General features: G+C 53.2%; 14 protein-coding genes. 12 read left to right on the forward strand and 2 right to left on the reverse strand.

Annotated elements, in window-relative coordinates:
- Nucleotides 1–61: 61 nt before the first annotated feature.
- The gene (locus Dvar_RS21630) at nt 62–2113 is read right to left on the reverse strand and encodes a histone H1-like repetitive region-containing protein (RefSeq protein WP_419664028.1); all 2052 of its coding nucleotides are present in this window, start codon (nt 2111–2113) and stop codon (nt 62–64) included.
- Nucleotides 2114–2262: 149 nt separating this feature from the next.
- Here Dvar_RS21630 and larE point away from each other — a divergent pair, with 149 nt between their 5' ends.
- From larE to Dvar_RS21665, 7 genes are all read left to right on the forward strand, one after another.
- Nucleotides 2263–3084, forward strand: coding sequence for an ATP-dependent sacrificial sulfur transferase LarE (gene larE, locus Dvar_RS21635; protein ID WP_419664029.1), 822 nt, complete (start codon nt 2263–2265; stop codon nt 3082–3084).
- A 53-nt stretch (nt 3085–3137) separates the two neighbouring features.
- Nucleotides 3138–3608: a GNAT family N-acetyltransferase gene (locus Dvar_RS21640; RefSeq protein ID WP_419664030.1), complete on the forward strand. Its 471-nt coding sequence runs from the start codon at nt 3138–3140 to the stop codon at nt 3606–3608.
- 14 nt (nt 3609–3622) lie between these two features.
- Nucleotides 3623–4858, forward strand: coding sequence for an FtsX-like permease family protein (locus Dvar_RS21645; RefSeq protein ID WP_419664031.1), 1236 nt, complete (start codon nt 3623–3625; stop codon nt 4856–4858).
- A 160-nt stretch (nt 4859–5018) separates the two neighbouring features.
- A complete protein-coding gene (locus Dvar_RS21650) occupies nt 5019–5723 on the forward strand; it encodes a DUF6901 family protein (RefSeq protein WP_419664032.1) in 705 nt (234 codons plus the stop codon).
- 214 nt (nt 5724–5937) lie between these two features.
- Complete coding sequence (locus tag Dvar_RS21655) at nt 5938–7551, forward strand: DEAD/DEAH box helicase (protein WP_419664033.1); 1614 nt, start codon at nt 5938–5940, stop codon at nt 7549–7551.
- Between the two features lie 93 nt (nt 7552–7644).
- Nucleotides 7645–8784, forward strand: a complete 1140-nt coding sequence (locus Dvar_RS21660) for a THUMP domain-containing class I SAM-dependent RNA methyltransferase (RefSeq protein WP_419664034.1) — start codon at nt 7645–7647, stop codon at nt 8782–8784.
- Between the two features lie 28 nt (nt 8785–8812).
- Nucleotides 8813–10705 carry an ATP-binding cassette domain-containing protein gene (locus Dvar_RS21665; protein WP_419664035.1) on the forward strand — a complete coding sequence of 631 codons (1893 nt, stop codon included), beginning with the start codon at nt 8813–8815 and terminating at the stop codon, nt 10703–10705.
- A gap of 39 nt (nt 10706–10744) precedes the next feature.
- On the opposite strand, the gene Dvar_RS21670 is transcribed toward Dvar_RS21665, so the two are convergent.
- Nucleotides 10745–11350 (reverse strand): L-threonylcarbamoyladenylate synthase, encoded by a 606-nt coding sequence (locus Dvar_RS21670; RefSeq protein ID WP_419664036.1) that lies wholly within the window; start codon nt 11348–11350, stop codon nt 10745–10747.
- A gap of 379 nt (nt 11351–11729) precedes the next feature.
- Here Dvar_RS21670 and guaB point away from each other — a divergent pair, with 379 nt between their 5' ends.
- The 5 genes from guaB (at nt 11730) to Dvar_RS21695 (ending at nt 19156) form a co-directional block, all read left to right on the forward strand.
- Complete coding sequence (guaB, locus tag Dvar_RS21675; protein ID WP_419664037.1) at nt 11730–13196, forward strand: IMP dehydrogenase; 1467 nt, start codon at nt 11730–11732, stop codon at nt 13194–13196.
- An 82-nt stretch (nt 13197–13278) separates the two neighbouring features.
- Entirely contained in the window at nt 13279–16821 is a 3543-nt protein-coding gene (dnaE, locus tag Dvar_RS21680; protein WP_419664038.1) for a DNA polymerase III subunit alpha, read from the forward strand.
- A 6-nt stretch (nt 16822–16827) separates the two neighbouring features.
- Nucleotides 16828–17634 (forward strand): 1,4-dihydroxy-6-naphthoate synthase, encoded by an 807-nt coding sequence (locus Dvar_RS21685; RefSeq protein ID WP_419664039.1) that lies wholly within the window; start codon nt 16828–16830, stop codon nt 17632–17634.
- Nucleotides 17634–18266: a hypothetical protein gene (locus Dvar_RS21690; RefSeq protein WP_419664040.1), complete on the forward strand. Its 633-nt coding sequence runs from the start codon at nt 17634–17636 to the stop codon at nt 18264–18266. The genes Dvar_RS21685 and Dvar_RS21690 overlap by 1 nt, the downstream gene beginning before the upstream one ends.
- Before the next feature lie 41 nt (nt 18267–18307).
- Entirely contained in the window at nt 18308–19156 is an 849-nt protein-coding gene (locus Dvar_RS21695) for a UbiA-like polyprenyltransferase (protein WP_419664041.1), read from the forward strand.
- Nucleotides 19157–19158 lie beyond the last annotated feature (2 nt).

The raw sequence follows: 19158 nt of genomic DNA on the forward strand, positions 1-19158 counted from the left end.
AAAGGGGAGACGCCGACAACGCTCGGAGACTCCCCCTTCATTATTTGAAATGTTTTGTTGTTTAGCCGTGTTCTGTTTCTGTTTCTGCCTCTGGCTCGGAAGCTTCTTCGACCGCTGCGTCTTCCTGTTCACTGTCACCTGTCTCGGTCTGATTTTCATCTGATTCCGATTCAGTATCCTCGGCAGCAGCCTCTTCGGCGGCAGCAGCCTCCGCAGCGGCTTTCTCTGCAGCAGCCTTTTCCGCGGCCGCTTTTTCAGCAGCGGCTTTCTCGGCAGCCGCCTTTTCAGCGGCGGCTTTTTCTTCCAACTGCTGGATCAAAACCTCATGATCGGCAATCTTCTGCGCAATTCTTTCTTTTTGCGCTTCGTCAGGCGTCAGGTTGCTGACTTCTTCGAGAAAGCCGATGGCAGCCTTGAGATCATCAATGGTGCCGCGACTGCCGGCAACATCGGCCTTGTAGGTAAGAATCAGTCGATCGATATTATCCAGACGCGCATAGGCGATTTCTTTTAGCTCTCTTGTCGATCCGTATTCCAAGGCGGTTTTCAGCGTTTGCTTGATGTTTTCGAAATCCGGGATGCCTGAGACATCAAGCAGCGCGTCCGCTTCATTGATGTAGAATTGAAAAGCAAGTGGGTAAACTTCATTGGAGCGATAGACATCTTTGATGGCTTCCGGGACTGGAATACCTGGCAGGTCCATCAGTTTCTCTTTGCCCAGGGGAGCGAACTTGCCTTGCCAGATTTCCAGGGTGCCCTGATTGTCGGTCAGATAATATTTAGAGGAATTGGAAGCACTGGCGCCGATGACGAGCAAAATTAAGAAGGCCAAACCAGCGGCGGCAAGCTTGATTGTGTTTTCCACGGGATCCGACGGTTTCTTTGCGGAAGCCTGAAGTGGAGCGGGTTCATAGGAGACCTTAACATCCGGTTTCTGTTCAGCGGCTTTTTTAATGGCTTCCGCTTTTTCCGCAGCAGCTTTTTCCGCAGCAGCTTTTTCCGCAGCAGCCTTTTCCGCAGCAGCCTTTTCCGCAGCAGCCTTTTCCGCGGCAGCCTTTTCCGCAGCAGCTTTTTCCGCAGCAGCCTTTTCCGCAGCAGCCTTTTCCGCAGCAGCTTTTTCCGCGGCAGCCTTTTCCGCGGCAGCCTTTTCAGCGGCAGCTTTTTCAGCAGCGGCCTTTTCCGCAGCGGCCTTCTCTGCGGCAGCCTTTTCAGCAGCGGCCTTTTCAGCGGCAGCCTTTTCTGCAGCAGCTTTTTCAGCAGCGGCCTTTTCAGCGGCAGCTTTTTCAGCAGCAGCCTTTTCCGCAGCGGCCTTTTCCGCGGCAGCTTTTTCAGCAGCGGCCTTTTCAGCGGCAGCTTTTTCAGCAGCAGCCTTTTCCGCAGCAGCCTTTTCTGCAGCAGCTTTTTCAGCAGCGGCCTTTTCTGCGGCAGCTTTTTCTGCAGCGGCCTTTTCAGCGGCAGCCTTTTCAGCAGCGGCCTTCTCCGCAGCAGCCTTCTCCGCAGCAGCCTTCAAATCCTTCTCACTGTATGTATTGGCCAAGAGCCCTTTAATCCGTTTGGTATCGTCTGCAGAGTAGCCCGCCAACAATTCCGGTGCTGAGAATACAGACTTCTCGACCTTGTCGGCAGGCACGGTATACAGCGTTTTGGGCACAACGATGTCAAATTGTTTGTTGATCAGTTCTTTCACAGACACGGGTTTGGGTTTCGGTGCTGCCTTTTTGGCCGGTGCATTCTTCGCAGCGTCAATGAGATCCTTCTCGCTGTACGTATTGGCCAAGAGCCCTTTAATCCGTTTGGTATCGTCTGCGGAGTAGCCTGCCAAGAATTCCGGTGCTGAGAATACAGACTTCTCGGCCTTGTCGGTAGGCACGGTATACAGCGTTTTGGGGACAGCGACGTCAAATTGCTTCTTTAAAAGATCTTTCACCGAAGTCGGTTTAGACATTTCTGCGGCTTTTTTAGGCACTGCTTTTTTCTCTGTCTTTGCCGCTGGTTTGGCCTTGGCTGCCGCTGTTTTAGCAGCTGGCTTCTTTTTTGGATTCTTTGAGGCCGCGGCTTTTTTCGGTGCACGCTTTTTTTTGGAAGTAGATTTGATCAGACTCTTTTTCCCCATGAAAAACCCCTTTGAATTTGTATTTGGATTGGCCTATAGTAGTACGGTATGACAACCCAGACTTATAAAGGAATACGTGTTGATTGTAAATGATTTTTTGGGATTTGGGCGGGGTGCCGACGACGGTAACGTACTGGAAAAAAACCTGTATGCAAGCTTCGATTGAGGCCAAAAAAAAGATACTGATCGGTATTTTAAAGTCATATCAAACGTTGGCTGTTGCCTTGTCCGGCGGGGTTGACAGCGCCCTGCTGTTGGCTGAAGCCCACGATATTCTGGGGGATCGGTTGATCGCCGTCACTGCACGCTCACCGATCCATCCTGAACAGGAAATTGCGGATGCGGCATCGTTTTGCAATGACCTGGGCGTTGCGCACCGGGTAATCGATACCGCTGAGCTGGACCAGGCCGACTTTTTAGCCAATACCCCACAACGTTGTTTTGTTTGCAAGATGACCATGTTTGGCCAGATAAAAAAGATCCTCAGGGAAAAGGGGGTTGAGTATTTGGTCCACGGCGCCAATGCCGATGATAATAATGATTATCGGCCCGGATTACATGCCGCTCGGGAACTGGGTGTCGGTGCGCCTTTGATGGATGCCGGCCTCACCAAGCATGAGATCCGGTTACTGGCTAAAGACCGGGGACTAAGGGTTTGGAACAAGCCTGCCATGGCTTGCCTTGCCACCCGTATCCCCTATGGCACCCCGATTACAAACCGTCTGATTGAACAGATCAGACAAGCGGAAATGGTTCTGGACAGCGCTGGATTCAAAGGCTGTCGCGTACGGCATCATGGTGCAATTGCCCGACTTGAAGTCCCATTGGATCAGTTGGTACGATTAATGAGCGATCCAACGCGCGGGAGGTTGGTCGCCAAGCTGCAAGCGCTTGGATTTAGCCACGTGTGCGTGGATCTGGAAGGATATGTGCGTGGAAGCATGAACCGGGCGATAGAAACCGTTTTATAAGGTCTGACCGAAACGGTTTCGATCAGATCGATAATTCCCAAGGCCAAATAGAAATGACGGATTTACTGGTAAAACTTTACGACCAGCAGGATTCGGCAATGGCTGCAAAAAAAATGGCCAATGCCGGCATCCTTGTCCGACGGGCAATGGCCAGTGAAAAGTATCCCGCACTCCAATGGGTCAACAGTCATTTTGGTGATGGATGGGCCGCTGAATGTGATGTCGCTTTCTCACGCCAGCCAATCGGCTGTATCATTGCCGTTGCAGGTAGCAGGGTGGTCGGTTTTGCCTGTTATGACACCACCTGCCTCAATTTTTTGGGTCCCATCGGTGTTGATCAGGTCCATCGCCAGCAGGGGGTTGGGCGAATGCTTTTGCACGTCACCTTGCAGGCCATGGCCAATATGGGATATGCCTATGCGATAATTGGTGGTGCCGGTCCTGTCGCATTTTTTGAGAGCTGTGTGGGCGCCATCCCCATTCCCGAATCCACACCAGGGATTTATCGTCCAGCCATTAAGTAAAGGAACGTAAACTTATGTCATTTACCTGGTTCATGAGTATGCGCTATCTCAGAGCCCGTGAAAAGCAGGCTTTCATTTCGCTGATTAACCTGCTGGCTACGGCCGGTATTGCTGTCGGGGTCATGGCGCTAATTATCGTTATCGCCGTGGTGACCGGTTTTGAATCGGAGATGCAAAAACGCATGCTGGGCATCGAATCTCATGTATGGGTCATGCGCTACGGTGAATCAATTACCGACATTGAGGCAACAATAAAAAAAATCGAATCTGTCCAAGGTGTTCAATCGGCCAGTCCTTTTATATCTACCCAGGTGATGCTGAGAAGCGCCCATGGTGTCACCGGTTCGATGCTCAAGGCCTATGATCCTTCCCACGCGTCCCCGCCCATTTTTGTGGACGATGGGTCTTCACTTTCCCAGTCGTTGGTTGCCGCCATTGCCAATGAATCTGAAGGTAAAGCGCCCGGGCTAATCATCGGCCGGGTCACGGCCGAGAAACTTGCCGTTGGCCAAGGCGATCCCATTTATCTAATCGCCCCGTTGGGAAAGGGCGGTAAGGGCAATCAGATGCCCATGGTCATGCGGTTCCGAGTAGCCGGTATCTTCGAAATTGGCATGAACGAATATGACGGTTTTTTTTCATTTGTCAGGTTGGACGTGGTTCAGCGGCTTCTCGAGATGCCCGGACAGGTCAATGGTTTTGAAGTGCGCGTCACGGATATCTACAAGGCGCCCCAGATTGCCGACGCCATCGTCAGGCATCTGGGATTTCCCTTTTTGGCCCGGGACTGGATTCAATTGCACCGCAACCTGTTTTCCATGTTAAAAATGCAAAAAATAGTGATGTTCATTATTCTGACGCTCATTGTGCTTGTGGCGGCATTTAACATTGCCAGTGCCCTGATTATGATGGTCATGGAAAAAACAAGGGATATCGCCATATTAAAAACCATGGGGGCCACCAACCGGCATATTCGGAAAATATTTGTTTTCAAGGGCCTGGTGATCGGTATGGTGGGGACGTTTATCGGGGGCATTTTAGGCTTTTTACTATGCGCCATTTTAAAACGCTTTCCGTTTATTAAATTGTCCGGGGATGTCTATTTTTTGACTACACTGCCGGTTCAACTCCAAGCGTCTGATGTTCTCGTGATTGGTATCTCCACCATTCTGATTTGTTTCATGGCCACGTTGTATCCGGCGACCAGTGCATCTTCCCTGGAACCTGTCGATGGAATCCGGTATGGCTGACACCAGTTGTCACAAAAGCGTATGCGTATTGGTGTTCAAAGTATGTTTGTCCTTAGTGGCGGGCATAAATGTTGCTTAGAATTTATCAATATGAATGTGATTGCGTACCCTTTTGTGTCCATTCATTTTAATTGGACTGATACAAAGGTGTGAGATGCCCATGGATGAAAAGGAATATTGGTTCCATTATCATATCAAGCTGGAAGACGGTCAACAAACGCACTTTCGCATTGCTTTGGACCCGGAGACGTTGACCATGATTCCCGTCTCGTCCGGGCCTTACCCCGCCTGGACAGCACTCTCCCATCATCAATGTCAGTGTTGTCCATTATCGGCCCACACCCATGATGTCTGCCCCATCGCTGTGAACATCACCGATTTGGTCGATCGATTCAAAGACATACTTTCCCATAAAAATTGTCTGGTCGTCTGCAAAACCATGGATCGTACCTATTCGAAGCATACATCGGCCATGGAAGCACTGACGTCGGTGTTTGGTATCATCATGGCGACCAGTAACTGTCCGGTCATGAATTTTCTTAAACCCATGGCCCGATTTCACTTACCGTTTTCGTCGGTAGAGGAAACCACGGCGCGCAGCACATCATTATTTCTGCTGGGACAATACTTTGAGTATAAAAAGGGACGGGTGAAAAGTTTTGATTTTGATCGTTTAGAAAAAAGTTATGCAAAAGTACAATTGGTCAATGAGGGGCTTCTATCGCGTATTCGGAGTTTAGGAAACAAGGATGCGGATAAAAACGCCATTATTACGTTGCACTCCTTATCGCAGTTTTTATCGTTAGAAATGGACTTCAGTTTGAACACCATTGCCCACTTTTTCGAAAGGGGGGGCAATGCATGAAGTGGCCGGCAGGCTCTTTTGATATTCAATAGCGCTTGCAATTTTTAAATGATCCTCGTATATTGGCGCGGGCCGCTTTGGAAAGGCCCGCTTTTTTTAGGAAAACCATACAACGCAGTCCACTTTGATTTGGGCTCAACCGATCGGCGCCAAACCCGGTTGAACGCTTTGAGCAGGTAAAATCAAATGAAAGGAATAGCAGGTGAGTTGAGTTTTGATAGGTAAACTGATCAACGCCATACGGGCCGTATTCATTAATAAGAAAGGTCCTGAACCTACCCAACCCGTCGATTCAAGCGGCACCTTTCCCCCCACGAAAGCACAGCGGGAACATCCAAAACGCGCCTTAGATTCAAAAACACACGGCTTACGGGATGATCGCCGGGAAGATACAGGCACGGGTGCCAACAAGCGTACTATCCATGCACCCAAATGGAACCGTAACGATTTTGTTGTTCCGGAAAAAGACGGCCATAAAAGATTCCATGACCTTGATCTGCCTGATCCGGTGCTGCATGCCATTGCCGATTCCGGATTCTCCTATTGCACACCGATCCAGGCCGAAATTCTGCCTTCAACCATAAAAGGGCAAGACGCCTTTGGACGGGCTCAGACCGGCACGGGCAAGACCGCCGCTTTTTTGATTACCGTGCTGGCACGGATGCTAGCGTTACCGCGAAAAGGTAAATCCCCTCATGGACAGCCGCGGGTGCTGATTATCGCGCCGACCCGCGAACTGGTCATGCAGATCGCCGATGAAGCCAGGCTGCTTGCCAAGTATTGTCCGTTTTCAATTGTCAGCGTTTTTGGTGGCATGGACTATGAGAAACAGCGACGCCAATTGCAAGGCAAGGTCGTTGATATCATCGTGGCCACACCAGGCCGCCTGCTGGATTTCAAGCGGCGTAAGGATCTGGATCTGAGCAAAGTGGAGATGCTGATTATCGATGAGGCGGATCGTATGCTCGACATGGGATTTATTCCCGATGTTCGCCAAATTGTCTACAGCACACCCCATAAGGACAAACGGCAAACCCTGTTTTTCAGCGCCACGCTGACCCCGGATGTGACGCGCCTTAGCGGCAGTTGGACACGTAATCCGGTCAGTGTTGAAATCGAGCCGGAACAAGTCGCTGTGGATACGGTTGAGCAGGTGGTTTACATTGTTACCACCGATGAAAAGTTTGCCTTGACCTACAACATTATCATTCAGAAAAAACTTGATCAGGTCCTCATTTTCTGCAACCGACGGGACGAGACCAGACGGCTGGCTTCCATGCTGGACCGCTATCGGATCGATTGCGCGGTTTTATCCGGCGAGATCCCGCAAAAAAAACGCATTCGTACCTTGGAACAGTTTAAAAACGGAAAAATCAGGGTACTGGTGGCCACGGATGTGGCCGGCCGGGGAATTCACATCGAGGGCATGGATCATGTGATCAACTTTACCTTGCCCCATGATCCCGAAGACTATGTCCATCGCATCGGACGTACCGGACGTGCCGGTGCCGCCGGAACGTCGATCAGTTTTGCATGTGAGGAAGATTCATTTTACATTCCGGCTATTGAGGATTTTATTGGCAAACCGCTTCACTGCATCCCCCCGGATGACAAATGGCTGGACGTGCCCCCCCCGCCGCCCAGACGTAAGAAACCCAAGCCCAAACCCAGCGGGGGCGCGAATAAACCCGCTGGCGGTCAGAAAGGTACGCGCCGACGCCGACGCCGCCCCAGTGGTGGTGGTGGTGGGAATCGACCCCCGCGCCGGCCAGGCAATCGTCCGCCCCGTTCCAGAGCTGACAAGCCGAAGCGGAAAAATCCACGATGATGCCCAGACAATGTATGATCAACGTGATGGCGGATATTATCGGTCTGGATGATACCTACACCGACATCTAATTTATTCCAGGTATTCCTTCCCATGGCCCAGCACCAGAAACAAAGCGACTATTTTGCCCAGATTGCCGATGGCCTGGAAACCATGGGGGCCAACGAACTCAGCGATTTGGGGGCAACCGGACTGCACCCTGTTCGTCGCGGCATCCATTTCAAGGCGGATCGTCAAACCCTTTACCGGGTCAACTACTGCACCCGATTGTGCACCCGGATCCTGGCTCCCATCCGCAGTTTTCACTGCCCGGATGCCAAGGCGATTTACCGGGCGGCGCAGAAGATCGACTGGTCGCGGTATTTCCGTGTTGACCAGACATTTGCCGTCTTTGCCAGCACCGCCGGCAGTCGTGTCCCCCATTCACAGTTCGCTGGACTGACCCTCAAGGACGCCGTGGTCGACCAATATCGGGACGCATTTGGCCGGCGGCCCAGCGTGGATACCCGAAACCCCGATCTATGGATCAATCTTTACCTGCAAAAGGATCGCGGCACCATCAGTATTGATACCTCCGGCGGCAGCTTGCATCGTCGCGGCTACCGGTTGAAAAGTGTGGACGCCCCCATGCAGGAGACCGTTGCCGCTGCCGTGGTGGCCCTGTCCGGATGGGATGGCCAAACGGTGATCACCGATCCCATGTGTGGCTCCGGTACCCTGATCGTCGAAGCGGTCATGTCCTATTGCCGGATTCCCGCGGGGTATCGACGGGAACGTTTTGGATTTCAGCAGCTGCCTGATTTTGATGACAGGCTTTGGAAACAGGTCAAGGCCGAATTGGACGCAAAGATTCGCAAACTGCCGCCCCAGTTGATTTACGCCAGTGATATCGACGCCCGGGCCGTTGCTGCCACGCGGTCCAATTGTAAACAGATTCCCCATGCCCGCCTGGTCAATGTCATGCGCATGGATCTTTTTCAAATCAACGCGCTGACCAATCGCATTATTTTGTGTAACCCGCCCTATGGCATCCGCATGCAAGGTGAGGGGGACATGCGTGAATTTTACCGTCGTTTGGGTGATTTTTTAAAACAGCGCTGCAAGGGATCGACAGCTTACCTTTATTTCGGCGACCGTGAAATGATCAAATCGATCGGGTTGAAACCCGCCTGGAAAAAGCCGCTGCGCAACGGTGGGTTGGACGGGCGGCTGGTAAAGTACGAACTGTATTGAATAACGTTGGGAGCATTCAGGAAAATTCATGGCTGCACTAATTACCCTGCGTGATATCAGTATGCATTTTGGCGATGCGCAAATACTGGATCACGTGAATCTAACCGTGGCCCCGGGAGAGCGCATCTGTCTGGTGGGGCGTAACGGCGTCGGGAAATCCACCCTGATGAATATTCTGGCCGGCCGACTGGCACCGGATGAGGGTGACGTCATGCTTGCTCAAAACCTTGTGGTCGGTTACTTGGATCAGGAGGTGCCCAAAGACTTTCACGGGACGGTCATGTCGGTCATTTGCCATCGATTGGGACCCCAAGGCCGGCATCTGGCCGACTATCGGCGGCTTTGTGACGAGGATGAGGGTGATCAAGCAGCAGCCAAAAAGCGTTTGGCCCTTCAGCAGACGATCGATGCTGAAAATGGCTGGACCATTGAGCAACAGGTGGCAAGGACTGCCTCGCAAATGAACTTGGATGTGGATGCAGAGGTCGGCAAATTCTCAGCCGGCATGAAAAGGCAGGTGCTTCTGGCTGCAGCCCTTTGCGCACAGCCGGATATTTTGCTGCTCGATGAACCCACCAACCATTTGGATATGCCGGCCATCGACCGGTTGGAGTCCTTTTTGCTCAAATTCGGCGGCACGCTGATCCTGATCAGCCATGACCGCATGCTCATCCGGCGCCTGGCCACGCGTATCCTGGAAATTGATCGGGGAGACCTTTTTTCCTGGGATGGCAATTATGACACGTACCTGAAACAAAGCCAGGCGCGTCTTGAGGCGGAGGCCAATCAAAACGCACGCTTTGATAAAAAGCTGAGCGCCGAAGAAGTCTGGATCAGGCAGGGCATCAAAGCGCGCCGCACACGTAACGAAGGTCGGGTCAGGGCACTGGCGCGCTTGCGTGAGATCCGCAGTAGCCGGCGCGATCGCATGGGCAGGGTTCGCATGAGCCTGGAGGAGGCGCCCCGTAGCGGTAAAATTGTCATTGAAGCAACGGACCTTTGCTTTGGGTTTGGCCAGCAGAACATCGTAAAAAATTTTAACTGTACGATCATGCGGGGGGATCGCATAGGGATCATCGGTCCCAATGGCGCCGGTAAATCAACCCTGATTCGTCTACTGTTGAAAAATTTATCGCCCCTTAAAGGCCGCATCAAACGTGGCACCAACCTCAATGTGCGTTATTTTGACCAACTGCGCGATCAGCTGGACGAGAACAAGACCGTGCAGCAAAATATCAGCGACAGCGATATGCTGGACGTAGGGGGGAAACGCCGCCATGTTATCGGGTACTTAAAGGATTTCCTGTTTTCTCCCCAGCGGTCCCGTACACCGGTCTGGGTCCTGTCCGGCGGTGAAAAGAATCGTCTGCTGCTGGCCAAGCTTTTTTCAAAACCGGCCAATGTGCTGGTGCTGGACGAGCCGACCAACGATCTGGATGTGGAAACCCTGGAACTGTTGGAGGAACTTTTGTTGGAATTTGCCGGGACCGTACTGCTGGTCAGCCACGACCGGGCCTTTATCAACAATGTGGTAACCAGTACACTGGTGTTTGAAGGTTCCGGGCGGATTCAGGGCTATGCCGGTGGATATGACGATTGGCTGACGCAGCGCCCGGCACCCGAGACCAATGAGACACCCAAGCGGGCTGAAAAAAAATCCATTGCGCCGGTCAGGCCGGCGCCTGATGCACCCAAAAAACTGGGGTATATGGAAAAACGCGAACTGGATGCCTTGCCCGGCCGTATCGAATCCCTGGAATTACGCCAGGAGGAATTGTTTCAGGTGATGTCGCAGCCGGATTTTTACCGTCAGGAAAGTGATCATATCGCCGCAGTAAAATCCCAATTGGCCCAGGTTGAACAGGAACTCGAACAGGCCTTTTTACGCTGGGAAGCGTTGGACGCCCGGGACGGAAGATAGTTTTATTCGACGTTCATTGTTCAAGGGGTGGGGTCATAATCAGAGGAGGCTGATATCCCCTAAGCCTTCTCGAATAATTTCCGGTACATCATCCTCCAGGCTGACCACACTGGACGGCATGCCTGCCACCGGCCCGCCGTCTATCACCGCATCCAGACGCGAGCCAAAGTGATCATGGATCAAGGACGCGTCATCAAACACCTCGCCGTCGGGGGTCGTGGCACTGGTTGAAATGATCGGATTGCCCAGGGCCTGTATCAAGGCCAGACAGATGTTGTTGGCCGGCACCCGGATGCCGGCGGTTTTGCGTTTGGTCAGCATGATTTTGGGCACCAGCTTGGAACCTGTCAGAATAAAGGTAAACGGGCCGGGCAGCAGCCGTTTCATGGTTTTATAGGCGTAGTTGGAAACCTTGGCATACTGGCTGATATTTTTTAAATCAGCACAGATAAAGCTGAATGGTTGGTTTTTGGGGCGCTGTTTGAGCAGATAAATTTTCTCGATGGCCCGCTTGTTCATGATGTCGCAGCCGATACCATAATAGGTGTCGGTGGGATAGGCGATCAGCCCGCCTGACTTCAAAATATCCGCAACCTGATCGATGAGACGCTGCTGGGGATTGTCCGGATTGATTGTATACAGCATGGCGATTCAACGGCTCCTATGGGCGATAGCCAAACAGCCAAAATAAATGGTTGGGCATATGACATTAAGGTTCTCTGCCTATGCCATAAAAACCAAAGAACCGAACTTATTACGGTCAGAAGAGGGTGTCAAGCTTCCAAATAAAGATTGATTAAGCACCACTGATTTGTTAGTTTGACCAATTAATCGGTTGCTCACCGGAGCATACCCAGATCCACTTGTCAGGATCCATCACCGGCAAGGCCAGAACCGATAGTAACCCCAAATCTCCAGTTTTTTCAGTCCATTGTATGAGGACCGGACAGACTGTTGAAAGACGACATCCTTTATCACCACTGCCGATTACCCGGTTAACTTCCATATATTCGCGGAGGATTTTATGAACAACCTATTCGCAGAGGAAGCGTATTCCTTTGATGATGTCCTGTTGATTCCCAGTTATTCCGATGTTCTACCCAAGGACGTCAATACCCATACCCAGCTGACCCGGGATCTGTCGCTCAATATCCCCATTGTCAGTGCAGCCATGGACACCGTTACCGAAGCGCAAACGGCCATCACCATGGCCCGGGAAGGCGGCATCGGTTTTATACATCGCAATATGAGTGTCAAAAACCAGGCCATGGAAGTAGACCAGGTGAAAAAATCGGAAAGCGGCATGATCGTTGACCCCTTGACCATTGATCCGGACCGGCCCATCGAGGAAGTGATGAAATTGATGGCCCGTTATCGGATTTCCGGTGTTCCGGTAACCCGGGGGGACCAACTGGTGGGAATTGTTACCAATCGCGATCTCCGGTTCGAAACCGACATGAGCAAGAAAGTCAGCGATGTCATGACCAGTAAAAAACTGGTTACGGTCAGCGAAGGCATCAGCCTGGAAGAATCAAAGAAATTGCTGCATGCCCACCGCATTGAAAAGCTGCTGGTTGTCGATAAAAATGGTCGCTTGACCGGCATGATTACCATCAAGGACATCGAAAAGATAAAAAAATATCCCAATGCCTGCAAGGATTCCATGGGACGGCTGAGGGTCGGGGCGGCGGTCGGCGTGGGGCCGGACATGATGGCCCGTGCCGACGCCCTGCTCAAGGCCGGTGCCGACGTGATCGTGATCGATACTTCCCATGGTCATTCAGGCAACGTAATCCGGTCCATCAAACAGCTAAAGGAAGCATTTCCGGATATGCAGCTGGTGGCCGGTAACGTGGGTACTGATGAGGGGGCCCAGGCCCTGGTCGATGCCGGTGTGGACGGCATCAAAATCGGCATCGGCCCCGGATCCATCTGCACCACGCGTATTGTGGCCGGCATCGGCGTGCCTCAGATTTCCGCCATTGTCAATTGCCGAAAGGTATCGGAAAAGACCGGCGTACCGCTGATCGCCGACGGCGGCATCAAGTTCTCCGGCGACATCACCAAGGCCATCGGCGCAGGTGCCCATACGATCATGATCGGCGGTCTGTTTGCCGGCACCGAAGAAAGCCCGGGAGAGACCATCCTTTTTCAGGGGCGCAGTTACAAGGTGTACCGCGGTATGGGCTCGTTGGAAGCCATGAAGAAAGGCAGCAAGGACCGCTACTACCAGACCGAGCAGGAAAGCGACGACAAACTGGTTCCCGAAGGCATTGTCGGCCGGGTACCCTATCGGGGAACGCTGTCCGGCAATATCCATCAGCTGATGGGCGGCCTCAAGGCCGGTATGGGATATGTGGGTTGCCGAACCATCCAAGAGCTGCGCGAAAAAGCCCGTTTTGTCAAAATCAGCGCTGCCGGCATGCGTGAAAGCCATGTCCATGACGTGATCATTACCAAGGAGGCGCCCAACTACCGGGTGGACAACTAATACCCAAGCAGAATTGACCCCTTGGATTGATATCTGCGTTATACGCAAAAACAATCTTTAACGAGGCAACCGATAGGATAAGATGACTGAAAACGCTTCCAATTTTGTCCATCTGCATGTCCATACCCAGTATAGCCTTCTGGACGGGGCCATCCGGCTGGGTGATCTGTTCAAGAGAGTCAAGGAATTTGGTATGCCGGCGGTGGCCCTGACCGACCATGGCACCATGTTCGGCGCCCTGGATTTCTATCAGCAGGCCGTGGCTGCAGAAGTCAAGCCGATCATCGGCTGCGAGTGTTATGTAGCCCCCCGCACCCTGGCTGACAAGACGCCTCAGGACAAAGCGGGAACCCGTCACCTGGTATTGCTGGCCGAAAATCAGCAGGGCTACCAGAATCTGTGCAAATTGGCGACCATTGGTCAGTTGCAGGGCTACTACTACAAGCCGCGTATCGACAAAGAAGTATTGGCCGCCCATGCCGAAGGGCTCATCGCCCTGTCCGCCTGTTTAAAAGGGGACATCCCTCAGCACATTCTGGACGGACATATGGACAAGGCCGAGGCAGCCGCGCAGTTTTACCTGAAGACCTTCGGCGAGAACAACTTTTTCCTGGAACTGCAGCACAACGGCATCCCGGCCCAGGAAAAGGTCAATCAAGGACTGGTCGAATTGTCCAACCGGCTTTCCATTCCCCTGGTGGCCACCAATGACTGTCACTATCTCAATCAGCAGGACGCCAAGGCCCATGAAATCCTGCTTTGCGTCCAGACCCAGAAAGTGATTACCGACAGCGATCGCTTCGTCTTCGACTCGGACCAGCTCTACTTCAAGTCACCGGACGAGATGCGGCGAACCCTGGGTGATTATCCGGGGGCCATTGAAAATACAATGGCCATCGCCGAGCGATGTCATATCGAATTTGATTTCGACACCTACCATTTTCCCCAGTTTGATGCCCAGTCAGGCAAAACCGCCGATGAGCTCTTTGACGACATGGTGCGTGAGGGGTACGCGCGTCGCATGGCCGTCATCCGTGAAAAGAACCCTGATTTGGATGAAACGGTTTACCGTGAGCGGCTCGAGTATGAAGTCAAGACCATCAAGGACATGGGCTTTCCCGGTTATTTTCTGATCGTTGCCGATTTTATCCGCTATGCCAAGGAAAACGGTGTCCCGGTGGGACCCGGTCGTGGGTCGGCTGCCGGCAGCCTGGTTTCCTTCGCCTTGTTTATCACCGACCTGGACCCCATCGAGCACGGATTGATTTTCGAACGCTTTCTTAACCCGTCACGTATCAGCATGCCGGATATCGACGTGGATTTTTGCATTCACGGCCGTGAACGGGTGTACAATTACGTTGTCGAACGCTACGGCGGCGGTGATTATGTGGCCCAGATCATCACCTTCGGCAAGATGAAAGCCAAACTGGTGATTCGGGACGTGGGCCGGGCCTTGGGATTGCCCCTGGCCGAGGTGGACACCATCGCCAAATTGATCCCCGACAGCCTCAAGATGACCATTGAAAAGGCCCTGAAGGAAGAACCCAAACTGGCCGAGATGGTCGAGGCCGATCCGCGCATCGCCGAATTGATCGACATCAGCCGGGCCCTGGAGGGGCTTTCCCGGCATGCCTCCACCCATGCGGCCGGGGTGGTCATCGGCGACAAACCCCTGGTCGAGTATCTTCCTTTATACAAAGGCAAAAAGGGGGAGGTTGTCACCCAGTTCGACATGAAGAAAGTTGAGGATATCGGACTGGTTAAATTCGATTTTCTGGGGCTGCGCAACCTGACCGTCATCGACAATGCCCTAAAGAGTATCGAGGCTCAGGGAAAAACCGTTCCCGATCTGGACCATCTGCCCTTTGACGATGAAAAGACCTTTGCCCTGCTCCAGGCCGGTGATACCACCGGCGTATTCCAGCTGGAGTCCAGCGGGATGAAGAATCTGCTGGTGCGGCTGCATCCGGAATCCTTTGCGGACATGACTGCCCTGGTGGCCCTCTACCGACCGGGCCCGCTGGACAGCGGTATGGTCGACGATTTTGTGGATCGCAAGCACGGGCGCAAGGAAGTGGTCTACCCGGTTGAGTCCCTGGCGCCGATTCTGGAGGAAACCTACGGCGTAATCGTTTATCAGGAGCAGGTCATGCAGGTGGCCGGTGAGTTGTCCGGTTATACCATGGCCGATGCGGACAGTTTACGCAAAGCCATCGGTAAGAAGATCGAGGCGCTGATGGCCAAGCACCGCGAGAAATTTATCAGCGGCGCGGTGAAAAACGGGGTGGATGAAAAGGTTGCCACGGATCTGTTTGATCTGATCGAGAAGTTTGGTGGATATGGATTCAACAAATCCCACAGCGCCGCCTATGCCCTGATTGCCTACCAGACCGCCTATCTCAAGGCCCATTTTCCCGTTGAGTTCATGGCCGCTCTGTTGACCAGCGAGATCGACACCATCGACGGCGTGGTCAAGTTTATCAATGAATGCCGCAGCCACGGCATCGAAGTGCTGCCGCCGGATGTCAACGAAAGCTCCACCTTTTTTACCGCCGTGGACGACCGCATCCGGTTTGGCATGGCAGCCGTTAAAAATGTGGGCGAAGCGGCCGTGGACCTGATCATCAAGGAGCGGGAGGAAAACGGCTCGTTTTCGTCTATTTTTGATTTTTGTCAGCGCGTGGATCTGAACAAGGTCAACAAGCGCGTGCTGGAAAGCCTCATCCGCTGCGGGGCCTTTGATTCCACCGGTGTGTATCGTTCCCGCCTCATGGCGGTGCTCGAAGAGGCCCTGGACTATGGCCAACGGATCCAGCGAGAAAAAAACAGCGCCCAGATGAGTCTGTTTGATATGGGCGGAAACGATTCGGTGACAATCAATCTACCGGCCATTCCCGCCATCGCCGAATGGGATGATCGCGAGAAATTGCAGCAGGAAAAGGAAACCCTCGGATTCTACGTTACCGGCCATCCCTTGGACTGCTTCAAGGACACAATGGAAAAGTTCACCAATGTGAATGCCTTGACCATCAAGGAAATCGAGGATAAATGCGCCGTTCGGATCGGCGGTGCGATCAGCAGCAGCAAGGTGATCCGGACGAAAAAAGAAGAACTCATGGGCTTTGCCACGGTCGAAGACTTGAACGGCAGTGTCGAAGTCGTTGTTTTTCCATCGGTTTATTCCAGCTGCGCCGATCTGCTTGTAGAAGATACGGCCGTATTGGTTCAAGGCACGGCCCAGGTCGAAGACAATGGGGTGAAAATACTGGCCGATGCGATCATTCCCATGGAAAAGGCCGAGGAAACCTGGGCCGTGGAAGTACGGTTGATGGTCGACTCCAAAAAAACCGATCGAGACACCTTGCAACGTGTTCAACAGACCCTTAAACGCTACCCCGGCGCCTGCAAAGGGTTTATCCATATCTGTCTGGACGGTCAGGCCGAGGCCGTTATTTCCATGACCGAGGACCTGCGCATCCGTTACTGTGATGCCATGACCCGTGAGATCAATGGCATTTTAGGATATGCCGGCGTGGAGTCCCGTTGCAGCGATGCGGCCAGCGCCATGCGCACCAGTGATCTGGACAGCCGGCGCAAAAATGGCCGGCAGTTTGCCAGAGGATAGGCTCCTGTGGATAGACAACTGACCCTCGGCTATTCTCCTTGTCCCAATGACACGTTCATGTTCAATGCCATTGCCCACCAGGCGGTGTCCATCCCTGGATACCGCTTGACACCGGTGCTCCACGATGTTCAAACCCTCAACCGGCTATCCATGGATGCTGTGCTCGACATCAGCAAGGTTTCCTTCTACGCGTATCTCAAGATAAAAAAGCGCTATCGACTGCTCAGCAGTGGCGCGGCCATGGGATTTGGCTGCGGGCCCATACTGGTTGCCCGGCAGGCGATGACACGCGACGATATTTCCCGTTGCCGGGTGGTACTGCCGGGCCGCTGGACCACGGCCAGTCTTTTGTTTCAGCTTTGGGCACCGGTCGGCGCAACGGTTAGTTTCACCACCTATGACCGTATTTTCGATAGGTTAGCATCGAATCAAGCGGATTGCGGGGTGATCATTCATGAAAGTCGCTTTACTTTTGAATCGGCAGGCTTTAAACCTGTGGTGGACTTGGGGGCCTGGTGGGAGGAAAAAACAGGCTTGCCGATTCCCTTGGGCGGTATTGTCGCTGACAGGCAGCTCGGAAACCCGTTGATCGAAAAAATCGATGAGACCATCCGTGCCAGCATCGAATACGCCAGGACGCACCCGGAAAAAACGTTGCCTTACGTGCGGCAGCATGCACAGGAAATGGACGCCGCCGTGCTAACGGCCCATATTCAGACGTTTGTAAATGATTTCAGCCTGGCCATCCCGCAGGCGGGGATGCAGGCGATTGAGACCCTGGACCGTATGGCCCGACAGGCAGGCCTGCTTTGATGGTCGGCATTGTATTTGCCACCCATCGGGAAGCCAAAGCGCTATTGGATCGATCCAAAGCTGTGGCCATGTCCCAGCGCCCTTTTCCACTTTACCGGATCCAACCTGGACAGTCGACGTCCTGCCTGGTGATCATCAGTGGGATGGGCAAGGTGTCGGCGGCCATGGCCGCCAGCTATTTGGTCATGGGCCGGCAGGCAACCATGCTGATCAGTGCTGGATTGTGTGGACGCCTGCGTGCAGAGCCATCCTGGCAGGTGGGCGATCTTTTTCGTATCACTCACGCCGTTGAAGGGGATTGTGATCGTATGGGCAAGCCTGAGACGCCCGTTGCCTGTGGTGGAAAATGGTTTGCGCGTTTCCCAAAGGCCCGTCTGGTGACCTGTGATCGGCCGGTATTCGATGCCGGCTGGCGATCACGGCTGGCGACGCTCGGCGATCTGGCCGATATGGAGGGCGCTGCCGTGGCTCGCGTGGCCAGCAGCCTGGACAGCGCTTGCGCCATGATCAAGGGCATCAGCGATACTGCCGATGACCATGGCCGTCGGGCCGTGGCCGAAAATATCGATTGGGTGGCAACCCGGATTGCCAGTGCCCTGATGGAAGAAATAAGGACAATGCGGTTTGGATAGAACATTATAAATGCAAGCAATAAAAACGATAGCAAAGAAAAATGAGCTGCGAATCAACATCAACAATAAAAAATGTTTTAAATTTTACAAAAATCGAGCACACCGCCTTCAGCCTGCCCTTGATTTTCACTGGTGCCTGGTTGGGGGCAGGGGGGCGATTCCCCTCCATTCGCGTGATGCTTTTGATTCTGGTGGCTGCCGTTGGTGCGCGGATTTTCGGCATGGCCATGAACCGGGTCTTTGACCGGCATATTGACCGCATGAATCCGCGTACGGCGGCGCGTGAACTGCCGTCCGGAAAAATGACCCTGAGCATGGCCATGACCATCGCCGGCAGTGGATTGACGGTTTATCTGCTGTCCTGCTGGTGGCTCGGTGGGTGGTGCCTGATGCTGGCACCGATTCCGCTGGTCCCGCTGCTTGGCTACTCGCTGCTCAAGCGGTTTACCCCGCTTTGCCATTTTGGAATCGGCCTTTGTCTGGCCTTGGCACCGCTTGGCGCCTATGTCGCGGCTGCCGGGAATCCCTGGTTTTCTCCGGCGGTGATCCTTTTTTCCGGCTTTGTTTTTTGCTGGCTCAGTGGAGCGGATATTATCTACGCCCTGATGGATATCGACAGTGATCGGACGAACCAGATCCACAGCCTGCCTGCCAGACTGGGGGCCGATGGTGCCTTGTGGGTGGCGGCGGCTGTGCATTTTCTCGCTTGGGGCATCCTGGTTATCGTGGTCAAAAGTGTGGGGGGCGGGATCCTGGCCTGGATCACCCTGGCGATCACGGCCATTTTGTTGACCATGATGTATATTCCATCTATCCCCGTACCCAAGCGTTTTTTCCCCATCTCCACCTTGGCTGGTATCGCCGGTGCGTTGGCAACAATGGCTGCCTGACC

The sequence above is a fragment of the Desulfosarcina variabilis str. Montpellier genome (assembly GCF_048565275.1).
GTDB lineage: Bacteria > Desulfobacterota > Desulfobacteria > Desulfobacterales > Desulfosarcinaceae > Desulfosarcina > Desulfosarcina variabilis.